At 44.7% G+C, this 20,359-nt stretch carries 19 protein-coding genes; 7 read left to right on the top strand and 12 right to left on the bottom strand.

Annotated features, from left to right (window positions below; all coding sequences use genetic code 11):
* The first annotated feature begins 34 nt into the window (after nucleotides 1–34).
* Complete coding sequence (locus tag ACGHVY_RS06465) at nucleotides 35–1,120, top strand: HpaII family restriction endonuclease (RefSeq protein WP_390597924.1); 1,086 nt, start codon at nucleotides 35–37, stop codon at nucleotides 1,118–1,120.
* Nucleotides 1,121–1,185: 65 nt separating this feature from the next.
* On the top strand, nucleotides 1,186–1,755 hold the full coding sequence (locus ACGHVY_RS06470; RefSeq protein WP_390597926.1) for a nitroreductase family protein: 570 nt from the start codon (nucleotides 1,186–1,188) through the stop codon (nucleotides 1,753–1,755).
* 196 nt (nucleotides 1,756–1,951) lie between these two features.
* On the opposite strand, the gene gcvP is transcribed toward ACGHVY_RS06470, so the two are convergent.
* The 5 genes from gcvP to ACGHVY_RS06495 form a co-directional block, all read right to left on the bottom strand.
* Nucleotides 1,952–4,801 (bottom strand): aminomethyl-transferring glycine dehydrogenase, encoded by a 2,850-nt coding sequence (gcvP, locus tag ACGHVY_RS06475; protein ID WP_390597928.1) that lies wholly within the window; start codon nucleotides 4,799–4,801, stop codon nucleotides 1,952–1,954.
* Nucleotides 4,802–4,824: 23 nt separating this feature from the next.
* Nucleotides 4,825–5,463, bottom strand: a complete 639-nt coding sequence (locus ACGHVY_RS06480) for an MBL fold metallo-hydrolase (RefSeq protein WP_044655322.1) — start codon at nucleotides 5,461–5,463, stop codon at nucleotides 4,825–4,827.
* Between the two features lie 44 nt (nucleotides 5,464–5,507).
* On the bottom strand, nucleotides 5,508–6,128 hold the full coding sequence (gene rsmG / locus ACGHVY_RS06485; protein WP_390599655.1) for a 16S rRNA (guanine(527)-N(7))-methyltransferase RsmG: 621 nt from the start codon (nucleotides 6,126–6,128) through the stop codon (nucleotides 5,508–5,510).
* Between the two features lie 111 nt (nucleotides 6,129–6,239).
* Nucleotides 6,240–7,091: a DUF3298 domain-containing protein gene (locus ACGHVY_RS06490; protein ID WP_390597930.1), complete on the bottom strand. Its 852-nt coding sequence runs from the start codon at nucleotides 7,089–7,091 to the stop codon at nucleotides 6,240–6,242.
* A 187-nt stretch (nucleotides 7,092–7,278) separates the two neighbouring features.
* Nucleotides 7,279–7,512, bottom strand: a complete 234-nt coding sequence (locus ACGHVY_RS06495; protein WP_308747257.1) for a YecH family metal-binding protein — start codon at nucleotides 7,510–7,512, stop codon at nucleotides 7,279–7,281.
* A 135-nt stretch (nucleotides 7,513–7,647) separates the two neighbouring features.
* On the opposite strand from ACGHVY_RS06495, the gene ACGHVY_RS06500 reads away from it, so the two are divergent.
* The 4 genes from ACGHVY_RS06500 to ACGHVY_RS06515 all read left to right on the top strand — a co-directional run bounded on the left by ACGHVY_RS06500 (nucleotide 7,648) and on the right by ACGHVY_RS06515 (nucleotide 13,078).
* Nucleotides 7,648–8,046 carry a hypothetical protein gene (locus ACGHVY_RS06500; RefSeq protein WP_308747256.1) on the top strand — a complete coding sequence of 133 codons (399 nt, stop codon included), beginning with the start codon at nucleotides 7,648–7,650 and terminating at the stop codon, nucleotides 8,044–8,046.
* 132 nt (nucleotides 8,047–8,178) lie between these two features.
* Nucleotides 8,179–10,401, top strand: a complete 2,223-nt coding sequence (locus tag ACGHVY_RS06505) for a TonB-dependent receptor domain-containing protein (RefSeq protein ID WP_390597932.1) — start codon at nucleotides 8,179–8,181, stop codon at nucleotides 10,399–10,401.
* A 35-nt stretch (nucleotides 10,402–10,436) separates the two neighbouring features.
* Nucleotides 10,437–10,760 (top strand): heavy-metal-associated domain-containing protein, encoded by a 324-nt coding sequence (locus tag ACGHVY_RS06510; RefSeq protein ID WP_390597934.1) that lies wholly within the window; start codon nucleotides 10,437–10,439, stop codon nucleotides 10,758–10,760.
* Between the two features lie 101 nt (nucleotides 10,761–10,861).
* Nucleotides 10,862–13,078, top strand: coding sequence for a heavy metal translocating P-type ATPase (locus ACGHVY_RS06515; protein WP_390597935.1), 2,217 nt, complete (start codon nucleotides 10,862–10,864; stop codon nucleotides 13,076–13,078).
* 126 nt (nucleotides 13,079–13,204) lie between these two features.
* Here ACGHVY_RS06515 and ACGHVY_RS06520 read toward each other — a convergent pair whose 3' ends face one another.
* Nucleotides 13,205–14,044 carry a helix-turn-helix domain-containing protein gene (locus ACGHVY_RS06520; RefSeq protein WP_308747252.1) on the bottom strand — a complete coding sequence of 280 codons (840 nt, stop codon included), beginning with the start codon at nucleotides 14,042–14,044 and terminating at the stop codon, nucleotides 13,205–13,207.
* 66 nt (nucleotides 14,045–14,110) lie between these two features.
* On the opposite strand from ACGHVY_RS06520, the gene lipB reads away from it, so the two are divergent.
* Entirely contained in the window at nucleotides 14,111–14,794 is a 684-nt protein-coding gene (lipB, locus tag ACGHVY_RS06525) for a lipoyl(octanoyl) transferase LipB (protein ID WP_308743844.1), read from the top strand.
* Here lipB and ACGHVY_RS06530 read toward each other — a convergent pair.
* The 6 genes from ACGHVY_RS06530 to yihA all read right to left on the bottom strand — a co-directional run bounded on the left by ACGHVY_RS06530 (nucleotide 14,751) and on the right by yihA (nucleotide 20,302).
* Complete coding sequence (locus ACGHVY_RS06530) at nucleotides 14,751–15,716, bottom strand: PorV/PorQ family protein (RefSeq protein ID WP_390597937.1); 966 nt, start codon at nucleotides 15,714–15,716, stop codon at nucleotides 14,751–14,753. The two genes, lipB and ACGHVY_RS06530, sit on opposite strands and share 44 nt — an antisense overlap.
* Nucleotides 15,717–15,718: 2 nt before the next feature.
* Nucleotides 15,719–16,459, bottom strand: coding sequence for a DUF1460 domain-containing protein (locus ACGHVY_RS06535; protein WP_308743848.1), 741 nt, complete (start codon nucleotides 16,457–16,459; stop codon nucleotides 15,719–15,721).
* 47 nt (nucleotides 16,460–16,506) lie between these two features.
* Entirely contained in the window at nucleotides 16,507–18,495 is a 1,989-nt protein-coding gene (locus tag ACGHVY_RS06540; protein WP_390597939.1) for an OPT family oligopeptide transporter, read from the bottom strand.
* Nucleotides 18,496–18,599: 104 nt separating this feature from the next.
* Nucleotides 18,600–18,995, bottom strand: coding sequence for a DUF1573 domain-containing protein (locus ACGHVY_RS06545; protein ID WP_308743841.1), 396 nt, complete (start codon nucleotides 18,993–18,995; stop codon nucleotides 18,600–18,602).
* A gap of 99 nt (nucleotides 18,996–19,094) precedes the next feature.
* The gene (locus ACGHVY_RS06550; RefSeq protein WP_374047347.1) at nucleotides 19,095–19,700 is read right to left on the bottom strand and encodes a DUF4923 family protein; all 606 of its coding nucleotides are present in this window, start codon (nucleotides 19,698–19,700) and stop codon (nucleotides 19,095–19,097) included.
* The gene (gene yihA, locus ACGHVY_RS06555; RefSeq protein ID WP_308743839.1) at nucleotides 19,700–20,302 is read right to left on the bottom strand and encodes a ribosome biogenesis GTP-binding protein YihA/YsxC; all 603 of its coding nucleotides are present in this window, start codon (nucleotides 20,300–20,302) and stop codon (nucleotides 19,700–19,702) included. Before yihA ends, ACGHVY_RS06550 begins: the two co-directional genes overlap by 1 nt.
* Nucleotides 20,303–20,359: the final 57 nt, after the last annotated feature.

Raw genomic sequence — 20,359 nt, forward strand, 5'->3', positions numbered from 1 at the left:
AAACATAATTAGTAAAATAAAGAAGAACAAGATAATGGCATTTGAAGCAACTAAAAAAGAATGGTGTGAACTTTATACTTTCTTCCGCTTGTTAGCAGATGGGAAAGTGGTACTAGGTACGGCAGAGGCGAAGGCGGGAGAAGTGTCCTGGCCTGTTGCAATGATTCAACGGGAAGAACATGACGGAACGCGTCGTTACTATATTGGAGAAGAGACAATCCGCATTGAAGGAGCAACAGGCGTAAAATCCATGCCTCGTGAAGATTTTGGTATTGTTGCCGGACTGATCTTACAAGCTGTCAAGTCTTCTTCGGAGAATGATGTGACTTCGCCGGACGGAGTGGAAGAATTTCTCGATGAAGCGGGTATTTTTGACTTGGAGGCGAAGACGGAAGACCGGACAGACTTCTCCGTTGCCTTTTGGCATCCGGAAGCACCGGTGAGAGGTTTTAATGTCCGTTCACGGTTGAGTGCTATGAATCCGTTGCTGGACGGTGGACGTGCGGCGAATCTGAAACTGGAGCAGAGTGGAATTAAATTTGCCACTCCCACGGTGAACAAGATTAATGCTTTGCCCGAATCTCCTAATGAAGTGTCCGAGCGGATGATGATGATTGAACGTTTGGGCGGTGTACTCAAATATTCGGATGTGGCCGATAAAGTATTTCGTAGCAACCTCTTGATGATTGACTTGCATTTCCCGCGTGTATTGGCGGAAATGGTGCGTATCATGCATTTGGATGGCATATCCCGTATCAGTGAGCTGACGGAGATTATCAAACAGGTGAATCCGTTGAAGATTAAGGATGAGTTGATTAACAAGCATAAGTTCTATGAGTTTAAGGTGAAGCAGTTCTTGATGGCATTGGCGTTGGGCATGCGTCCTGCGAAGATTTATAATGGACTGGATTCGGCTGTGGAAGGTATTCTCTTGGTAGATGGGAGCGGGGATGTACTCTGTTATCATAAATCGGAAAAGCAGGTTATGGAAGATTTTCTGTTCCTGAATACACGTTTGGAGAAAGGTTCTTTGGAAAAGGACAAATACGGGTTCCTGGAAAGGGAGAACGGGGTTTATTATTTCAAGTTGAATGCAAAGATTGGTCTGGTTAAAAGATAGGCCTTGAACAGGCAGGCTTAAATAGGATAAGCTTAAAACGAGATAGGTTCTAAACATAGGATAGTATGAAAACAAATGAGATTTTAGAAAACATCAAAGCACGTCGTAGTGTACGGGCATATACGAATCAGCAAGTTTCAGAAGAGGATTTGCAAACGGTTCTGGAAGCGGCAACTTATGCTCCGAGTGGGATGCATTTGGAGACGTGGCATTTCACGGCTATTCAAAATATGGATAAATTGACGGAACTGAATGAACGCATTAAAGGAGCTTTCGCAAAAAGTGAGGATACCCGTTTGCAGGAACGTGGTCATAGTAAGACTTATTGCTGCTATTATCATGCTCCGACTTTAGTCATTGTCTCTAATGAGCCTGCCCAATGGTGGGCAGGGATGGACTGTGCCTGTGCGATAGAGAATATGTTCCTTGCCGCCCAGTCTTTGGGAATCGGTTCTTGTTGGATTAACCAACTCGGAACGACTTGCGATGACCCCGAAGTGCGTGAGTTCATTACTTCATTGGGAGTGCCCGAAAATCATAAGGTGTATGGCTGTGTGGCATTGGGATATGCTGACCCAAAAACTCCGATGAAAGAGAAAAAAGTGAAAGCGGGTACGGTAACGATTGTCAGATAGAGAATATCCGGTTGCTTACCATTCCCGGGGACGACACCTCAACGCTTCTGAACCCACGTTTCATTTTCCTGAGTCGGCGTTTTATGGTTCTTAAAGCGGCGGTTTACAACATTTAAAGCGGCGCTTTAGGACTCCTAAAACGCCGCTTTAGCTTTTATAAAACGCCATGCTCTCCGAGATGCCTCAGAGGTGCATATCAATCGAATGTTCCGTAACGGGTCGGCAACAATTTGCGGTCTCCTAACGTATTATCTACACGTGCCACGTTTATCCAGAATTTATTCTCACGTACACTCTCTATCGGATAAGCAGCTTTCTCGCGTGTGTATGAATGTTCCCAAAGGTCATTGACCACTTCATATTCGGGGTGCGGAGCATTAATCAATACATTGTCATTCTTGTCTGCTTCACCATTCTTCACTTCCTGAATTTCTTTCCAGATATTCAGCATGACATCTACGAAGTTGTCCAGTTCGGCAAGGCTTTCGCTTTCCGTAGGCTCAATCATCAATGTACCGTGAACGGGGAAAGAAAGGGTAGGGGCATGGTAGCCGTAATCCATCAGACGTTTTGCGATGTCATTCTCCGAAATACCTGTCTCTTCGTGTACTTTGCGACATTCCAGAATCATTTCGTGTCCCACAAAACCGTTTGCTCCGCAATAGACGATACCATAAGTGTCTTTCAGGCAAGCAGCCAGATAATTCGCATTCAGAATCGCTATTTTGGTAGCCTGTGTCAGACCGTCCGTACCCATCATGCGGATATATCCGTATGTGATAGGCAGAATGCCTGCACTTCCGAACGGAGCCGAAGAAACCTGGTTTTGTGCATTTCCGAAGATGCCATGTCCGGGCAGGAAAGGAACCAGATGTTCTGCTACGCAGATGGGACCTACTCCCGGGCCGCCACCGCCATGAGGAGAAGCGAATGTCTTGTGAAGATTCAGATGGCAGACATCAGCGCCAATAAATCCCGGATTGGTCAGTCCTACTTGTGCGTTCATGTTAGCGCCATCCATGTATACTTGTGCGCCACACGCATGGATAATATTGCAAATCTCCTTTATCTCCGTTTCAAAAATACCATGAGTAGAGGGATAGGTAATCATTAATGCGGCTAATTCATCCTTATTCTCTTCTGCTTTGGCACGCAAATCGTTCATATCCACATTTCCTAACTCATCGCAGGCACAAGTAACGGTCGTAAATCCTGCCTGAATAGCCGATGCGGGATTTGTCCCGTGAGCCGATGCCGGAATCAGAACTTTGTTCCGATGTCCCTGGCCGATACTCTCAAGGTAAGCTCGAATCACGCGAAGGCCGGTATATTCGCCCGCAGCACCCGAATTCGGTTGTAGGCTGACTCCTGCAAAACCGGTGATAATCTTCAAATCCTCACTCAGGTTCTTTATCAGTTCGCGGTATCCTTCTGCCTGGTCTTCGGGAACCAACGGGTGCATACCCATGAACTCTGAACAACTTAAAGGCAGCATCTCCGAAGCAGCGTTCAATTTCATCGTGCATGAGCCGAGGGAAATCATAGAGTGAGCCAGTGAAATATCCTTGCGGTCCAAACGTTTGATATAACGCATCATCTCCGTTTCCGTATGATATTTGCTGAATACTTCGTGAGTAAGGAAAGGACTCGTCCGTCTCAAAGCCTTGTCGATGATGCTTTTCTCGGGAATATCATCTACTTTCTGATAATCTTTTCCGGCAGCGATGGCAAAGATGGAAAGCAACACATTAGCGGCTGCAATATCCGTAGTTTCGTCAATGCTGAAACCTACATCCCCATTCTCATAATAGCGCAGATTTACCTCTTTGCTAAGTGCAATCGTACGAATCTGCTGTGCCGAAACGTGTTCGGGCAGTTCAAAACGCAATGTGTCGAAATATTGTGCGTTTACTTGGGTATATCCGAATTTCTTCAACTGCTTGTCGAGGAATACGGTGATGCTGTGGATGCGCGAAGCAATGGTTGAAATACCTTCCTGCCCGTGGTAAACGGCATAAAAGCCTGCCATTGTAGCCAACAGGGCTTGTGCCGTACAGATATTCGATGTCGCTTTTTCCCGCTTGATGTGCTGTTCGCGTGTCTGCAAAGCCATGCGGTAACAGAGTTTGCCGTATTTATCTTTCGACCATCCGATGATACGTCCCGGCATATTCCGTTTGTATTCGTCCCTTGTGGCGAAGTAAGCGGCAGACGGGCCGCCATAGAACATCGGTGTGCCCAGGCGCTGGGTCGTTCCGAATACGATGTCCGCTCCCCATTCTCCCGGTGGAGTCAGCAGGGCAAGACTCAGAATATCGGCTGCGACAGCTACTTTGCATTCGGCTGCATGCGCTTTTTCTGTAAATGCGGTATAATCTTCTACGTTTCCGTTGGAATTAGGGTATTGCAGGATGCAGGCGAAGACTTCCGGTGAGGGTTCAAAATCTTTATATTTGCCTACGCGCAGTTCGATACCTTGTGGTACGGCACGTGTAGTCATGACAGCCAGTGTTTGCGGGAAAATATTTTCGTCCACAAAGACAACGTTTGCACCCGATTTCTGTTGGGCACGGGAACGCAGGGCATACATCATGCTGACAGCTTCGGCAGCGGCAGTTCCTTCGTCTAGTAGCGAACAGTTGGCAAGCGGCATGGCGGTAAGGTCACATATGGCTGTCTGGAAATTCATCAATGCTTCCAGGCGTCCTTGCGACACTTCAGTCTGATAAGGAGTGTAGGAAGTGTACCACACCGGATTCTCGAATACATTCCGTTGGATAACGGCAGGTGTAATCGTATTGTACCAGCCTAGACCGATATAGGTGGTGTATAGTTTGTTTTTACTTGCCAGTGCGGCGATGTGTTTTCCAAATTCGTATTCCGTCAGCGGACTCGCCAATGCTAACGGCTCTTTCAGCCGGATATTGGCAGGAATTGTTTTATCAATAAGTTCGTCCAGTGATTCTACTCCAATTTTGCGGAGCATTACGGCTGTGTCTTGTTCATTGATGCCGATGTGACGGCTAGCTAACAAATCGGTTTTCATATTAATAGGGGGATTTTATTGTTTTATCTGAAAAATGGGTTCTCTGCTTTTTCCATCCCGATGGTCGTGGGGGCACCGTGTCCCGGATATACGACTGTCTCGTTGGGAAGGACGAAAAGACGGCTGCAAATATGCTCTATCAGTTCGTCGAAGTTGCCACCTGTAAGGTCGGCGCGACCGATACTGCCTTGAAACAGAACATCGCCGGAAAACATACAGTTGTCTTCTTTGCAATAATACACCAGGCTGCCGGGCGAGTGTCCGGGCACGTGGATTGCTTCCAGTTGGGTGTGTCCGAAAGTGATAATATCACCGTCGTGCAGATATTTTCCCAGCGGCACTGGGGCTTCCTGCAACTGAAAACCAAACATGCGGCTTTGTTTCGGCGCTTCGTCAATCCAGTACTCATCCGCTTTGTTCGCTTCTGCCGACAAGCCGAATTCTTTCAGCATGAACGGATTTCCGAAGATATGATCCAAATGTAAGTGAGTATTCAGAAGATGCTTTACGGTCAGTCCGTTCGTGAGAATGAACTTCTTTAGTGCTTGTTTCTCTTCTTCGTAGAAACAGCCCGGATCAATGACGACTGCTTCTTTTGTTTCGTCCCATAACACATAGCAATTTACGGGAAACATATTAAATTCAAACCTTTTTATTTTCATGGTTCTTTTCTATGATTAATCTTATTCAGAACAACTAATAGTCTTTAAACAGGAACGTATACCACTTTTTTGGTTTCAAAGAACTCTTCTTCGAAGTTGTCGCTCAGGCTGTGAACCATTGTCTTATGTTTGAACGGCATCGTTTCGTGTTCCAGTTCACCGCCTTTGAGACAGATCAGTCCGTTGGGCAATGCATTCTGCTGTTTGGAAGAAATATTCTTTTTGATAATCTTAACCAAATCCGCCAGGGGCATTACGGCTCGGCTGACAACGAAGTCGAACGTACGTTTCTCCTCTTCCGCGCGCGCATGGCGGAAAGTAACGTTTTTCAGTCCGATGGCATTAGCCACTTCCGTTGCTACGCGTACTTTTTTACCGATACTGTCTACGAGATGGAACTTTGTTTCGGGGAATAATATCGCCAAAGGAATGCCTGGGAAACCGCCGCCTGTACCCAAGTCCATGACGCTGGTTCCGGGACGGAACTGGATTACTTTGGCAATACCTAACGAATGGAGCACATGGTGCTCATACAAATTCTCGATGTCCTTGCGTGAGATAACGTTGATTTTCGAATTCCAGTCGATGTAGAGGTCATATAGAGCAGCAAATTGTTTGCGTTGCTCTTCTGTCAACTCAGGGAAGTATTTCTCTATGATTTCCACTTTTATCAATTACAAATTACTAATTAGAAATTATATAAATGAATATCCGCCTATATTACCATCTGTATAGTAACGACAGGATATTCATTGGTTTTCGTTCTTTTATGAAGTTTAATCTTTCAGTTCTCCCAGAATCGGGTTGCTGCCGAGAAGATGCTCCAACATAGGGAATGGAATTGTCACCTTTACGGGGCCCATAGAATAGGGAGTAATGTCATATACATTATAATAGAAGGTAATGCCTTCTTTGCTCAGATAGAAATTCTCGGTCGGAGTGATGTCGCCGGTCGAAGCATATCCCATATCTTCTAAGGCTTCGTGAGTCGTCACTTTGTTGTCGGCCATGAGCTGGTTCCAAATCAGGTCGGTCAATGGGTCTTTGTAATCTCCGACGAAAATGTCATCAAGACGAAGTGGACGCATCAGTGTAAGATCCATATTCAGGTAAGTCGTCATATAGATGCCGTGTGCACCACCGGTATATTCATTGTAGTCGATGCGATATACAAGCAGGTCTTTCTCGTACAGTTGCACGTGGCTTTCGATGCCTTTATAATATGAATACCAGGCACCGATGGAAGCTTCGTCTTCTTTGTCTTTCTCGTCCTCTGTGTACATCGGCTCCAAGTCGCGGCGATATTCACTGATATAATTTTCAGTATATTGCTTTATAACCTCTTCCGGTTTCTCTCCTATATACTTATCACCGAAACAAGCGGATATGAAATAAGTATTCAGACTGTCTTTCAGCATATCATCCGATGACTTGACGGGATAGGCGAAATTGATAATAATATTACAAGCCGGTTTGGCTGTATCGTTGAACAGGTGTGCCGTCTTATTCACCTGGATACTGTCGAATTGTAACGCACCTGTATTTTTGTTCATCTTGTCATGGCAAGAAAACAAAAAGCCGCTTACCGAAAGTATAATAGCAAGCAGGCTGACATATTGTTTTTTCATACTCGTTTTTTCTATAAATTACACATTTGCTGTCTCATTCACTATTGACAAATATAGATGAAATTCACGAATCGGACTAATAAATACAGAAAAATATTCAGCTATTTTAAAAAGAAGAAAGCCATACACTCACTGTTTGTCATACATGAGTGCATAGCTTTCTCTTTTTGAATTGCAGAAATCGGAATCAGTGTTTGCAAACCTTCGTTATATCTACGGTAAATCCATCTTCGGCAGGCATGAACTTACCTTTCATTTTAAGAAACTCTATCAGGGTATCCACATCCATATCTTCTGCCGAGCAAGCATAGAAATGTTGCTGTTCGCCAAACTTCTTAATAATTGCTTCCCGCAATGATGATTCCGAGTAGCTATTTCCTTCCATCATATGAAGGACTTCATGAGCATGTAATTGTTCCATAATCTATAATCTATCTTTTTTCTGCAAAGATAGGGAAGAGGTGGATTCTGAATTGTAACATATGTGACATTATGCTTATTTTTTCTATAAATTATAATATTTAATTTGTTTTTATTCTTATCTTTGTCCCTTGATATGAAAAGGTTAGCTTACATAACAGCATTGATCCTTTCCCTCTTGATTATCTATTCAGGGGCGGGAGTATCTATTGTGCACTATTGTTGCGCCCGTTGTGAGACGGTGAAAAGCTGTTGTGACACAGGTTGTCCGAAGTGTAAGAAAACCCATACTTGCGACTCAAAGAAGGATTGCAAAACAAAAGGCTGTACGGCTACTATTTATAAGCTGGACTTGATGAAACATACTACTGAGTTGAATGTTTCACCTCAAGCAGTCGACCTTTTCTGTGCGCAGTTCTGCTATTTACTGACTTTTACCTATTCAGATAAATCGGTAGAGTACGATATTCCTACCTCGCCGCCACCTCTCTGTTCTCGACAGAAGCTGGCACTATATTCCACCTATATTATTTAGCCACTATTTCTTTCTTTTTTTAGGACTTTGCTTTCTGCTGAACTAAAGCCGGAAAGTGAGGTGAGACTGAATGCAACCAAGTTGCATGAGAAATGAACTAATTTTGTATCTCGAAAGAAAGTTTAGAAAAAAATGAAATATATGATAATAGGACTGTTCCTGTTGTTTGCAGGCAATATGCATGCGCAAGTACATGGGACGGTAAAAGATAGTTCCGGGGAAGCAATTCCGGGAGCAAACGTATTTTGGATGAATACAGGACAAGGCGTGACTACTAAGGAAGATGGAAGTTTTTCTATCACCAAACCTTCCAAAAGCCATATGCTGATAGTCAGTTTTATCGGTTTTCAGAACGATACGATTCATGTGAACAGCAGGAATCAGAAGCTGGATGTCGTGCTTCGTGATGGAGTGGAACTGAATGAAGTAAATGTAGTCAGTCGAAGACTGGGAACAATGAAACTACGCAGTAGTGTGATGAATGAAGATATGATAAGCAGTGCCGAGTTGAGCAGAGCCGCTTGTTGTAACTTGGGAGAGAGTTTCGTGACGAATCCTTCGGTCGATGTGAGTTATTCCGATGCGGCAACGGGAGCCAAGCAAATCAAATTGTTGGGACTGTCCGGCACTTATGTGCAGATGCTGACGGAAAATATTCCGAACTATCGCGGGGCTGCTGCTCCTTATGGCTTGGGCTATGTCCCCGGCCCATGGATGCAGAGCATACAAGTATCCAAAGGAACCTCTTCCGTGAAGAACGGCTATGAAGCCATTACAGGGCAGATTAACGTTGAGTTCAAGAAACCCCAATTGCCGGAAGCTGACTGGGTATCCGCTAATCTTTTCGCAAGCACCACCAATCGTTATGAAGCCAATGCGGATGCTACGCTGAAAATCTCCAAACGTTGGAGCACCTCTTTGCTGGCACATTATGAAAACGAGACAAAAGCTCACGATGGTAATGACGATGGATTTGTAGATATTCCGCAGGTAGAGCAATACAACGTGTGGAACCGGTGGGCGTATATGGGCGACCATTATGTCTTTCAGGCAGGTATCAAAGCCCTTTCCGAAACACGTACCAGCGGACAAGCCAATCACGGCGGAATGCATTTCGATAACCCTTATAAAGTGAACATTGACACGGAACGTTATGAGTTCTTCACCAAGAACGCTTATATATTTAATAAGGAAAAGAATACAAATCTGGCTTTGATTCTTTCTGCCTCTTTGCATAATCAGGACGCTAATTACGGACTGAAGCTCTATAACGTAGACCAAACCAATGTTTATGCTTCATTGATGTTCGAAACGGAGTTTAATAAGCAGAACAGCCTCTCTGCCGGACTAAGTTTCAATTACGATGCTTATGACCAGCATTACCGTCTGGAGAATAATGCGGACAACACTCCTCTCAAAGCCTTTGAGAAAGAAGCCGTTCCCGGAGCTTACGTACAGTACACCTTGAATTTGAACGACCAATGGATGCTGATGGCAGGTCTTCGCGGAGATTACAGTAACGAACATGGCTTCTTTGTAACTCCCCGTGCGCATCTCAAATACAATCCGAATGAGTATGTAAATTTCCGTCTCTCTGCCGGAAAAGGGTATCGGACGAATCATGTACTGGCAGAAAACAACTACCTGCTTTCCAGCAGTCGTAAAGTAGAGATTGCGAAGAATCTGGATATGGAAGAAGCATGGAACTATGGCGCGAGTGTATCCACTTACATTCCGATATTCGGTAAAACACTGAATATAAACGCCGAATACTACTATACGAACTTTCTGAAACAAGTCGTTGTAGATATGGACAGTCATCCTCATGGAGTGTCTTTCTACAACTTGGACGGGCGTTCGTACTCGCACGTATTCCAAGTGGAAGCGAGTTATCCGTTCTTCAAAGGATTTACTCTGACAGGTGCTTACCGGTTGACGGATGCGCAAACCACTTACAAAGGCGAGCGGATGGAAAGACCTTTGACCAGCAAATACAAAGGACTGCTGACTGCATCTTATCAGACCCCACTGGGTATCTGGCAATTTGATGCAACGTTACAGTTGAATGGTGGTGGCAGAATGCCTGCTCCTTATGAACTCGGAGACGGACAACTGTCGTGGAACCGCCGTTATGGCAGCTTTGAACAACTTAGTTTGCAAGTGACCCGCTATTTCCGCCGCTGGTCTATATACGTAGGTGGCGAGAACCTGACAAACTTCAAGCAGAAGAACCCGATTATCGACGCGGCAAATCCGTGGGGGGATAATTTTGATTCTACCATGATATGGGGGCCGATGCACGGTGCGAAGGCATATATCGGACTGCGTTTCAACTTGGCTAGAAACAGTGAATAAAAAGAAAATAAGTAACATTTAAACTGATAAGAAAAATGAAAACAAAAAGATGGATGGTCACTTGCGTGGTGGCTCTTTTGAGTGTAGTTGCCGTAATGGCAAAGGATATTCGTGTGGTAGTGTTCAAAGTGACTCAGATGCACTGCGAAAACTGTGAAAAGAAAGTGAAGGACAATATGCGTTTTGAGAAAGGGCTGAAAGATATCTCCACTGTTGTGAAAGACCGGACTGTCACCATCACATACGATGCTGAAAAGACAAATGTAAAGAACTTGCAAGCGGGATTTAACAAGTTTAATTATGAAGCCGAATTTGTAAAAGAAACAAAGAAAGACAATAAGAAAGCGGATAAGAAGTAATTGAACAAATACCCGTATTACCTTGTTTCTATACATGAATGATGGTCTTTCTTCAATCCTTTTCTGAGGAGAGGAGAAAGACCGAAAAATAATAATTATATATGGGTAATATAGTAAAAAAGGCATTTCCCGTGCTCAATATGCATTGTGCGGGATGTGCTAATAATGTAGAGAAAACAGTGAAGAAATTGCCGGGAGTTGCTGAGGCTTCCGTCAATTTCGCTACCAATACATTGGCTGTTTCTTATGAGAAAGACAAACTGACTCCCGGGGAAATCCGTGCGGCAGTGCTTGCCGCAGGCTACGATCTGATTGTGGAAGAAGCCCATAAAGAAGAACGTCAGGAAGAGGAGCAGCATAAACGTTATGTTCGTTTGAAACGTAAAGTGATTGGTGCGTGGATTTTGGTCGTGCCATTGCTGGTATTCTCCATGATATTGATGCATATGCCATATTCGAATGAGATTCAGATGGTACTTGCTATCCCTGTCATGGTCTTTTTCGGCGGTGGCTTCTTTACCGGAGCGTGGAAACAGGCAAAGATAGGACGGAGCAATATGGATACTTTGGTTGCACTCAGTACTTCCATTGCGTTTCTGTTCAGTCTTTTTAATACCTTCTTTCCCGGATTCTGGTATGCCCGCGGACTGGAACCGCATGTTTATTATGAAGCTTCTGCGGTGATTATAGCTTTCGTTCTAACCGGCAAGCTGATGGAGGAGCGTGCGAAAGGAAATACTTCCACCGCTATTCGTAAACTGATGGGGATGCAGCCTAAAGTAGCCCGTGTACTGCGCAATGGAGTAGAAGAGGAGATTCTGATTGAACAATTGCAAGTCGGTGATTTGGTAGTCGTTCGTCCGGGAGAGCAGATTCCTGTGGATGGTAAACTTGCCGAAGGCGATTCGTATGTCGATGAAAGTATGATTAGCGGTGAGCCTATTCCGGTAGAAAAGAAGAAAGGCGATAAAGTGTTGGCGGGAACTATCAATCAGCGCGGTTCGTTCATTATCAGTGCGGCACAGGTCGGCAGTGAGACGGTATTGGCGCGTATCATCCATATGGTACAGGAGGCACAGGGCAGTAAAGCACCCGTACAGCGTATCGTCGACCGTATAACAGGGATTTTTGTACCTGTCGTGCTGGGTATTGCTATCCTGACATTTATCTTATGGATTGTCATTGGCGGTAGCGAATACATATCTTATGGAGTTCTGTCCGCCGTATCTGTTCTCGTGATTGCCTGTCCGTGTGCTTTAGGACTTGCCACGCCAACCGCATTGATGGTAGGAATAGGCAAGGCTGCCAGTCAGCATATCCTGATTAAGGATGCTGTTGCATTGGAGCAGATGCGTAAAGTAGACGTCGTTGTGCTGGATAAGACCGGAACACTGACCGAAGGGCATCCCACAGCCACCGGATGGTTATGGGCGCAATCTCAGGAGCCGCATTATAAAGATGTGCTTCTGGCTGCGGAAATGAAATCGGAGCATCCCCTTGCCGGTGCGATAGTCGCTGCACTTCAAGACGGGGAAAAGGTAAATCCTGCCAAACTGGACAGCTTTGAAAGTATCACAGGAAAAGGTATAAAAGTTTCCTATCAGGGGAAAGTGTATTGGGTAGGCAGCCATAAACTGCTAAGGGATTTCAGCGCCACGATGACTGATATAATGGCTGATATGCTGGTTCGTTATGAATCGGACGGCAACGGAATCATCTACTTTGGTTGTGAGAATGAATTATTGGCTGTTATTGCCGTCTCCGACCCGATAAAGGCGACCTCTGCCGAAGCGGTGAAAGAACTGAAACGGCAGGGCATTGATATCTGTATGCTGACCGGCGACGGACAACGGACGGCTCTGGCTGTCGCTTCCCATTTGGGAATCGAACGTTTCGTAGCCGATGCACTGCCGGGTGATAAAGCCGATTTTGTGCAGGAGTTGCAATTGCAGGGAAAGAAAGTAGCTATGGTGGGTGATGGCATCAATGACTCGCAAGCACTGGCATTGGCAGATGTCAGTATTGCTATGGGGAAGGGGACGGATATTGCCATGGATGTTGCCATGGTGACTTTAATGACATCCGACTTGTTGCTGCTTCCCAAAGCATTCCAACTATCGAAGCAGACGGTCAAATTGATTCACCAAAACCTCTTTTGGGCATTTATCTATAATCTGATAGGTATCCCTATCGCTGCCGGTATCCTGTTCCCTTTGAATGGTTTATTATTGAATCCGATGCTGGCAAGTGCCGCTATGGCTTTCTCCAGTGTGAGTGTAGTGCTCAATTCACTGAGTTTGGGAAGAAGAAGAATTTAGTGATTAACGGGATAGTGATTAGTGATTAACAGGCTGTGCATTATATGAATGATATTTATTTTCATCATTAGCGACTCATTCTTCATCATTCATCATTAATCACTATTCCGTTAATCGTTATAAACATTATCTATTTCTAAATTCCAATGGTGTCATTCCTACATATCGTCTGAAATACTTTCCGAAGAAAGAAGCAGTGGGGAAATTCAGTGAATAAGCTATTTCCTGGATAGTCATATTCGTACCCTTTAGTTTGGCTTTGGCATCCATGATAACGATGTAAGCAATCGTATCCAGTACGCTTTTCCCTGTCACTTGTCTCACTGTGGTACTCAGATGCTGAAGGGATATTCCCAGTTTGTCCGCGTAGAATTGTGCGCGCCGTTCGTTTCTGTAATTCTCGGTGATAGATTGGATCAGTTCCCGGCATATTTCCTTTTTACGGTTCGAACTGTTGTTTTCTCCCGGATAATTATGATATATCAACCGTATACTTGTCAAAATAGTCTGAAGAGCCAATTCTACCAGTTCCGGAGCCATTTCAAAGTTTTCATTGCAACTGGCACGTGCCAGCAGGGCAAAATAATCCTTCAGGTAACCGGCTATATCTTCGGTAAGCGGCACTACCGGTTGCTCGATAAGTTTTGGGTAGGCATTTCCGATACTTTTCATCAGATTGATTCGTCCGGCACAATGAGCGGAAAAGCCGGCGAAGCAGAGACATACTTTTTCTGTTTTTTCCCTGAATTGAATGATGGTTCCCGGTAATAACGTTATCAAGTCATTGGGGCGGATTTCATAATCAAGCAGATTGATGGAGGCTTTCATCGAGCCTTCGGTACAAATGGCGACAATGCAGGCCTGCAGTCGGCAAGATTGCTTATAAATGTTCAGAATATCTTCCGTGACATTCGTCCATGCTAATACTTCAGTAGGTAAATCTACCTGTGGAAAGTCCATTTTCATAATTGTGTTTGTTATATTCGACCAACAAATGTACACATTTTCTTTTTATTTCTTACCTTTGTTTTTATGAAAACAGTTTTTATAGATTGGAATTTGATACCGTATGCCGAGGCATGGCAGCGGCAGACGGAATGGTTTGACGGCGTTGTCCGGGCGAAAGCTCAGGGTGAGGCCTATGAGAACCGTATAATCATGTGCGAGCATCCCCACGTCTATACTTTGGGACGTAGCGGGAAAGAAAATAATATGCTGCTGAGTGAAGAACAGTTGAAAGCGATTGATGCGACTCTTTATCATATTGACAGAGGGGGAGACATCACTTATCACGGTCCCGGACAGTTGGTATGCTATCCGATATTGAACCTTGAGGAGTTCGGGCTGGGACTGAAAGAATACGTTCATCTGTTGGAAGAAGCAGTGATACGCGTGTGTGCGTCTTATGGCATCGAAGCAGGAAGGTTGGAGAAGGCGACAGGCGTCTGGCTGGAAGGTGATACTTCCCGTGCCCGTAAGATTTGTGCGATAGGGGTCAGGAGCAGCCGCTATGTCACTATGCACGGACTGGCTTTGAACGTTAATACGGATTTACGATATTTCAGCTATATTCATCCTTGTGGATTTATAGATAAAGGCGTCACTTCTCTTCGTCAAGAGTTGAAGCACGATGTGCCTATGGACGAAGTGAAGCAACGCCTCGAAGGGGAGCTTAGAAAACTATTCCGACTCCCAGTTGCCAAGTATGGTGCATAAAGGAATCCTTATCCGCCAGTGCATAAGAGAAATCGGCGCGTATGGGCCAGAAGTTGATTCCGCATCCTAGGGTGCCATAGTTGCCTATGCCCTTGTCTTTATCTCCGAAATGATATCCGGCACGGACTACTCCGTATTTCAGGAAATTGTATTCGGCTCCTACGCCCGCTTGCAAATGACGGATTTCGCTAGGAAGCAGATAGTTGAAATCAAGTGCTACCTGCAAACGGTTCTCCATGCTGAATGGCAGGTCGATTGCTCCCCCTAATCCCAACTTGGCGGGAAGTTTATATCCGTCCAACTTTTTCCCTATATTAGCAGCTTGGAAACCGATGCTCCATGATGCCATTTCGTCGAGAAGAGCCATGTTGCGGTGGTATGTAGCCCCAAAATCCAGACAAACGGAACTCTTGCTGTCTGCACTTTGCCAGGATTTTGATTGCAAATATCTGAGTGTTAAGGAGAGAGACAGGTTTTTTGCTACATTTCTAAAATATCCGGCTTCCAAATCCCATATATAAGGACGGAAACCGGTATTAGGTCCCCCGTCTACTTCCTGCTTTGGACTTCTGAAATGGCGGAAGCCTACCATAAAGCCATGCTTTCCTTCTCTTCCGATTTTATAAAAGATAGACGCGCTGTGCAACGCATAATCTTTATTCATGTCAGCATATGAATAACTTGTCCCCATTGTTTCCATAGAAAAGGCGAGGGTAGAAGCATTATGAAAGATTGCTGTACTTCCGTTGTCGGTGATAGCTAATCCTGTACCTGCCATACCTGCCGATTGGGCATCCGGAGTAAGTTCCAAAAAATAGGCACTTGGAGTTAATTCCAAGAGGTAAGTGCTTGCCCTATCTTGTGCTCCCGCTAAGACTGGGAATAGGCACGAGGCGAGAAGGAAATGTTTTACTCGTTTCATAATCAGTTATTTTTTAAGTGCGACGTCCGGACGACACGTATGCCTGTCCACGATTTATTATTATTGAGCATATGGCTGAGAGGCGTATCGCTGACAACCACTTTCCCTAATGTGGAGGAAGCGTGCAGCAGATGCAACTTTCCGTTTCTATATTCTGCTATTCCTACGTGAGCAATGTCCAAACCGGGCAATTTCGTTGTGATAGCAATAATATCTCCATCCATAATCCATGGCAATCCGTTTTCCGGCAATTCGCTTTTCGGCAGCCAATGTACTGTTTTTTTTGATAATGCTTTCTCATATTCAGCCATCCGTAACACATTTTCCGGTGAATCGGCCAATTTCCTGTATTGCTTGGGATGGGTGGACATATATGAGAGAGACAATTTCATTGTAGGCGCATTATTCTCAGCGGTAACATCCGTAAGGAAACCGTTCCGGATACCGTTATCAATCCAGTCGGACGTATAATGCAATCGCGAAGGATAACCGTCGATGATACCATCACGGTACCGTATTCTTTGCAGATTCTCAGCAAAAGATGGACCAAGAGCCTGTGCCAATGTGTATTCTACGAAGGTAAGACAATCTACCGCATCCGTTCGGACAACCAGCTTCTCTTCTCCGTCGCAGTCTAAGGTATTGGCTACATATTTTGTCCCTAGATAAGACTTCCCGATTCGTAACATCGCTGCGGAGTCCTGCGGAGCAAGCTCCGCAGACTGTTCCTGTGCAAAGGTCATTACACTGACCAGCGATACTATGACGGATAGAAGTCTCCTCATACTATTTATTTAACTTTCATTGAAGCCTTGATAAAATAAAGAATCAGCAGGGCATATGCTCCTAATGCTAACACTTCCGACCAGGTATTGTTCAGCCAGGCTTCATTCACAAGGTTGACTCCGCCAAAACGCATAGCGGCACTGACAACACCCATCAACGCGCCACCTGCAATGAAACCGGAAGCCAGCAACGTTCCTTTTTCTCCTCTTTCCGTATTCAATGTTGCATCCTTGCTGCGGGATGTAACAAACCAGTTGACAGCTCCGCCCACTACCAGCGGCACATTCAGTTCTAATGGAATAAACATACCCAATGCGAAAGCTAATGCAGGAATTTTACAAAGAGTCAGAATAATAGCTAAGACAGCACCGATACCATATAGCAACCACGGGGCACCTACACCACTCATCAACGGTTCGATAACGGCTGCCATCGCATTAGCTTGCGGAGCAGCTAGTGCGCCGCTTGTAAATCCGTATGTCTTGTTCAGGATAATCATCACACCGCCTACGGTTGCAGCCGATACGATTGTTCCCAGGAACTTCCATGTTTCCTGTTTGGCAGGAGTGCTTCCCAACCAATAACCAATCTTCAAGTCGGTAATGAAACCACCCGCCATCGAAAGTGCAGTACATACCACGCCACCCATTACCAGTGCGGCAACCATGCCCGAAGGTCCTTTCAGACCGACAGCTACCATCACTACGGAAGCTAGAATCAGCGTCATCAACGTCATTCCCGATACAGGATTAGTACCTACGATTGCGATTGCATTGGCGGCTACCGTAGTGAACAGGAAAGAAATGCCGGCTACCAGAACAATAGCTACCAATGTATGTAGCAGATTACCCTGCATTACATCAAAGTAGAAGAACAGTACAATCAGTATCAGCGTAATGATAGAACCTATTGCGATAATCTTCATCGAGAGGTCCCGTTGAGTACGCATGATGCTTTTTTCTACATTGCCCTTACCGCCCATTTCTTTGGCAGCCAGTCCGACGGCGCTTTTGATGATTCCCCAGGAACGGATAATGCCAATCACACCCGCCATGGCGATACCGCCTATACCGATGCTTTTCGCGTAATATTTGAATATTTCTTCCGGACTCATCATCCCTACAGTAGCCGTAATTTCAGGATTCCATGCATTCAGCACACTATCTCCCCAGATAGCGGACATTCCCGGAATGATAATCCACCATACTGCCAGTGAACCGGCACAAATGATAGAAGCGTATTTCAATCCGACAATATATCCCAGCCCCAGTACGGCAGCACCTGTATTAACTTTAAATACCAGTTTGGCTTTTTCTGCCAACATCTCTCCGGCACTGCATACACGGGTCGTGAAATTCTCGTTCCACCATCCAAATGTAGCTACGATGAAGTCATACAATCCACCGATCATGCCCGCCATCAATAACGGTTTGGCCTGGCTTCCGCCTTTCTCGCCGGAGATTAACACCTGTGTGGTAGCAGTTGCTTCCGGGAAAGGATACTTGCCATGCATATCGCTGACGAAATATTTCCGGAAAGGAATCAGGAACAGGATACCCAATACGCCACCCAGCAAGGAACTGATGAATACCTGCATGAAGGTGACTGTCATTTCAGGATATTTGGCCTGAAGAATATAAAGAGCAGGCAGGGTAAAGATAGCTCCGGCTACGATTACTCCCGAACAGGCTCCGATAGACTGGATAATTACGTTTTCTCCCAACGCATTTTTTCTTTTGGCTGCTCCTGAAACTCCTACCGCGATAATCGCAATCGGAATAGCGGCCTCAAATACTTGTCCCACCTTTAAGCCCAGATAGGCAGAGGCAGCCGAGAAAAGGATTGCCATGGCGATACCCCATGCTACTGACCAGAAATTAACTTCCGGATAATTTTTCGAGGGACTCATCAACGGGTTGTAGACTTCCCCCGGTTTTAACTCTCTGAACGCATTCTCGGGTAACCCGGTGAATTTGTCTTCTTCTTGTTTCATAGTTTTATAATTTGCTAATGTGTCAATTTACATTTCCGTCCTCAAAGTAAACAAAAAAAAAGGAGAACCGAAAGATTCTCCTTTATGTAATAGCCTGTTTTTTCTTATTTGGCATCTTTTGGTGTCATATCACCTTCGATATATAGCCTTACCATCTCTGTTTTGGCATTGGTACGCAAGGTTATCGACTTCTTGAAGTGTCCCGGATATTTACCAGTTCCGTTGTAAGTCACCTTAATCGTGCCTTTTTTGCCCGGCATGATAGGCTCTTTTGTATATTCGGGTACGGTACATCCGCAAGAGGCTACTGCCTGATGAATGACCAAAGGAGCATCACCGATATTAGTGAAGGTAAACGTACAACTTACCACCGGGCTGTTTTCTGAAAACTTGCCGAAATCATGAGTTGTTTTGTCAAACTTGATGTCTGCATTTGTTTGTGCAAATGCAAAACTTACACCCATAACTAATAAGGTCATTAAAAAAAGTATCTTTTTCATTTTTCCTTCTCTTTTTTGATTACAGGTGTCAAAGGTAATGCTTTTTCCCCTAAAATATACTCTATGGAGTGCGAAATAGTATTAAACGATTTGCTTTTGCTATTTGGCAAGCTGGAATCCCAGCATCATTCCGTCATAATTCTCAGCCAGCGAACTCACTGTTTTCAGTGCTGTACTATTGCTCTTGCTGCCGATGAAAGACATCAGTTTCAACAACTTGTCCGAGTTGAACAGTAATTCCAGCGAGCTTGAGGTACAGTTTACTTTTGCATGCAGATTCAGTAATTTCAGGTATTTCAGGTCTACCTGTTTGGTAGAGGCATTGTAAGAGTAAGTTCCGCTCAGTTTCTTCTTTCCTACTGTGCTGGTGAAAGTGCTGTCGGCGTTAAAAGTGAAACTCATCTGTCCTTCCTTGATGCCTACTTTGCTCAGTTGCTCGTTCAACTTGTTTTCTGCCATAGTAGCCGCGGCGGCCCCGCCTGCTTTCATCAACAGGTTGTCCGATTCGAACTCGACGGCCGAGCCTTTATAACTCCATGTTCCTGTCATGTCGATAGATTCGGCATTTCCGGTAATGGCATTCACTACTTTTGAAATGTTGTCCTTATTAAATAAGTCCGACCATGATTGTGCCTGGCTATTAGTAGCCATCAACATAAATGCTGCCATGAAGGCAAATGATAAAAAACTCTTTTTCATTTTCATTAAATCTTGAGATTCTTGTTTATGTTTTCTATGTAATCAAGTATTTCTGTACGTCCCGTACGGTCTTCTGCGGAAGAAATAAAGTAAGGTGGGAGTTCTTCCCATTGTTTACCTAACTCGCGCAGATATGAGTTGATATTCATTTTCAGGCGTCCGCCTTTGAGCTTATCGGCCTTAGTGAAGATGATGGCGAAAGGAATACCGTTTTCACCCAGCCATTCCATAAACTCCAGGTCTATCTTCTGCGGTTCCAGACGGCTGTCTATCAGGACGAAGAGATTTGTCATCTGCTCCCGTTCCAATATATAATCTTCGATTATGGTACGTATCTGGTCTTTTCCTTTTTGTCCGCGACGTGCATAGCCATATCCCGGAAGATCAACCAAATACCAGTTCTTGTTAATCAGGAAGTGATTGATTAGCATCGTCTTGCCCGGAGTAGCGGAAGTCATGGCTAGTCCTTTACGGTTGGTCAGCATATTGATAAGGCTTGACTTTCCTACATTGGAACGACCGATAAAGGCATATTCAGGGTAAATACCTGCCGGACATTTCTTCACGTCCGTGTTACTAATCACAAATTCTGCACTTGTTATTTCCATATTCTTGTCATTTATTTCTTCATTATATTGTTTATAATAAACGTTGGGGTACTTGTT

This window comes from Bacteroides sp. f07, from assembly GCF_042854785.1.
Taxonomy (GTDB): Bacteria; Bacteroidota; Bacteroidia; order Bacteroidales; family Bacteroidaceae; genus Bacteroides.

Bases quoted from the DNA above. Each gene is read 5' to 3' on its own strand.
- ACGHVY_RS06480 (WP_044655322.1), bottom strand. From the start codon at position 5,463: ATGAAAATAAAAAGGTTTGAATTTAATATGTTTCCCGTAAATTGCTAT.
- ACGHVY_RS06470 (WP_390597926.1), top strand. From the start codon at position 1,186: ATGAAAACAAATGAGATTTTAGAAAACATCAAAGCACGTCGTAGTGTA.
- ACGHVY_RS06540 (WP_390597939.1), bottom strand. From the start codon at position 18,495: ATGAAACAAGAAGAAGACAAATTCACCGGGTTACCCGAGAATGCGTTC.
- ACGHVY_RS06530 (WP_390597937.1), bottom strand. From the start codon at position 15,716: ATGAAACGAGTAAAACATTTCCTTCTCGCCTCGTGCCTATTCCCAGTC.
- ACGHVY_RS06535 (WP_308743848.1), bottom strand. From the start codon at position 16,459: ATGACCTTTGCACAGGAACAGTCTGCGGAGCTTGCTCCGCAGGACTCC.
- ACGHVY_RS06510 (WP_390597934.1), top strand. From the start codon at position 10,437: ATGAAAACAAAAAGATGGATGGTCACTTGCGTGGTGGCTCTTTTGAGT.
- ACGHVY_RS06505 (WP_390597932.1), top strand. From the start codon at position 8,179: ATGAAATATATGATAATAGGACTGTTCCTGTTGTTTGCAGGCAATATG.
- ACGHVY_RS06550 (WP_374047347.1), bottom strand. From the start codon at position 19,700: ATGAAAATGAAAAAGAGTTTTTTATCATTTGCCTTCATGGCAGCATTT.
- ACGHVY_RS06545 (WP_308743841.1), bottom strand. From the start codon at position 18,995: ATGAAAAAGATACTTTTTTTAATGACCTTATTAGTTATGGGTGTAAGT.
- ACGHVY_RS06465 (WP_390597924.1), top strand. From the start codon at position 35: ATGGCATTTGAAGCAACTAAAAAAGAATGGTGTGAACTTTATACTTTC.
- lipB (WP_308743844.1), top strand. From the start codon at position 14,111: ATGAAAACAGTTTTTATAGATTGGAATTTGATACCGTATGCCGAGGCA.
- ACGHVY_RS06520 (WP_308747252.1), bottom strand. From the start codon at position 14,044: ATGAAAATGGACTTTCCACAGGTAGATTTACCTACTGAAGTATTAGCA.
- yihA (WP_308743839.1), bottom strand. From the start codon at position 20,302: ATGGAAATAACAAGTGCAGAATTTGTGATTAGTAACACGGACGTGAAG.
- ACGHVY_RS06500 (WP_308747256.1), top strand. From the start codon at position 7,648: ATGAAAAGGTTAGCTTACATAACAGCATTGATCCTTTCCCTCTTGATT.
- ACGHVY_RS06490 (WP_390597930.1), bottom strand. From the start codon at position 7,091: ATGAAAAAACAATATGTCAGCCTGCTTGCTATTATACTTTCGGTAAGC.
- ACGHVY_RS06515 (WP_390597935.1), top strand. From the start codon at position 10,862: ATGGGTAATATAGTAAAAAAGGCATTTCCCGTGCTCAATATGCATTGT.
- ACGHVY_RS06495 (WP_308747257.1), bottom strand. From the start codon at position 7,512: ATGGAACAATTACATGCTCATGAAGTCCTTCATATGATGGAAGGAAAT.
- gcvP (WP_390597928.1), bottom strand. From the start codon at position 4,801: ATGAAAACCGATTTGTTAGCTAGCCGTCACATCGGCATCAATGAACAA.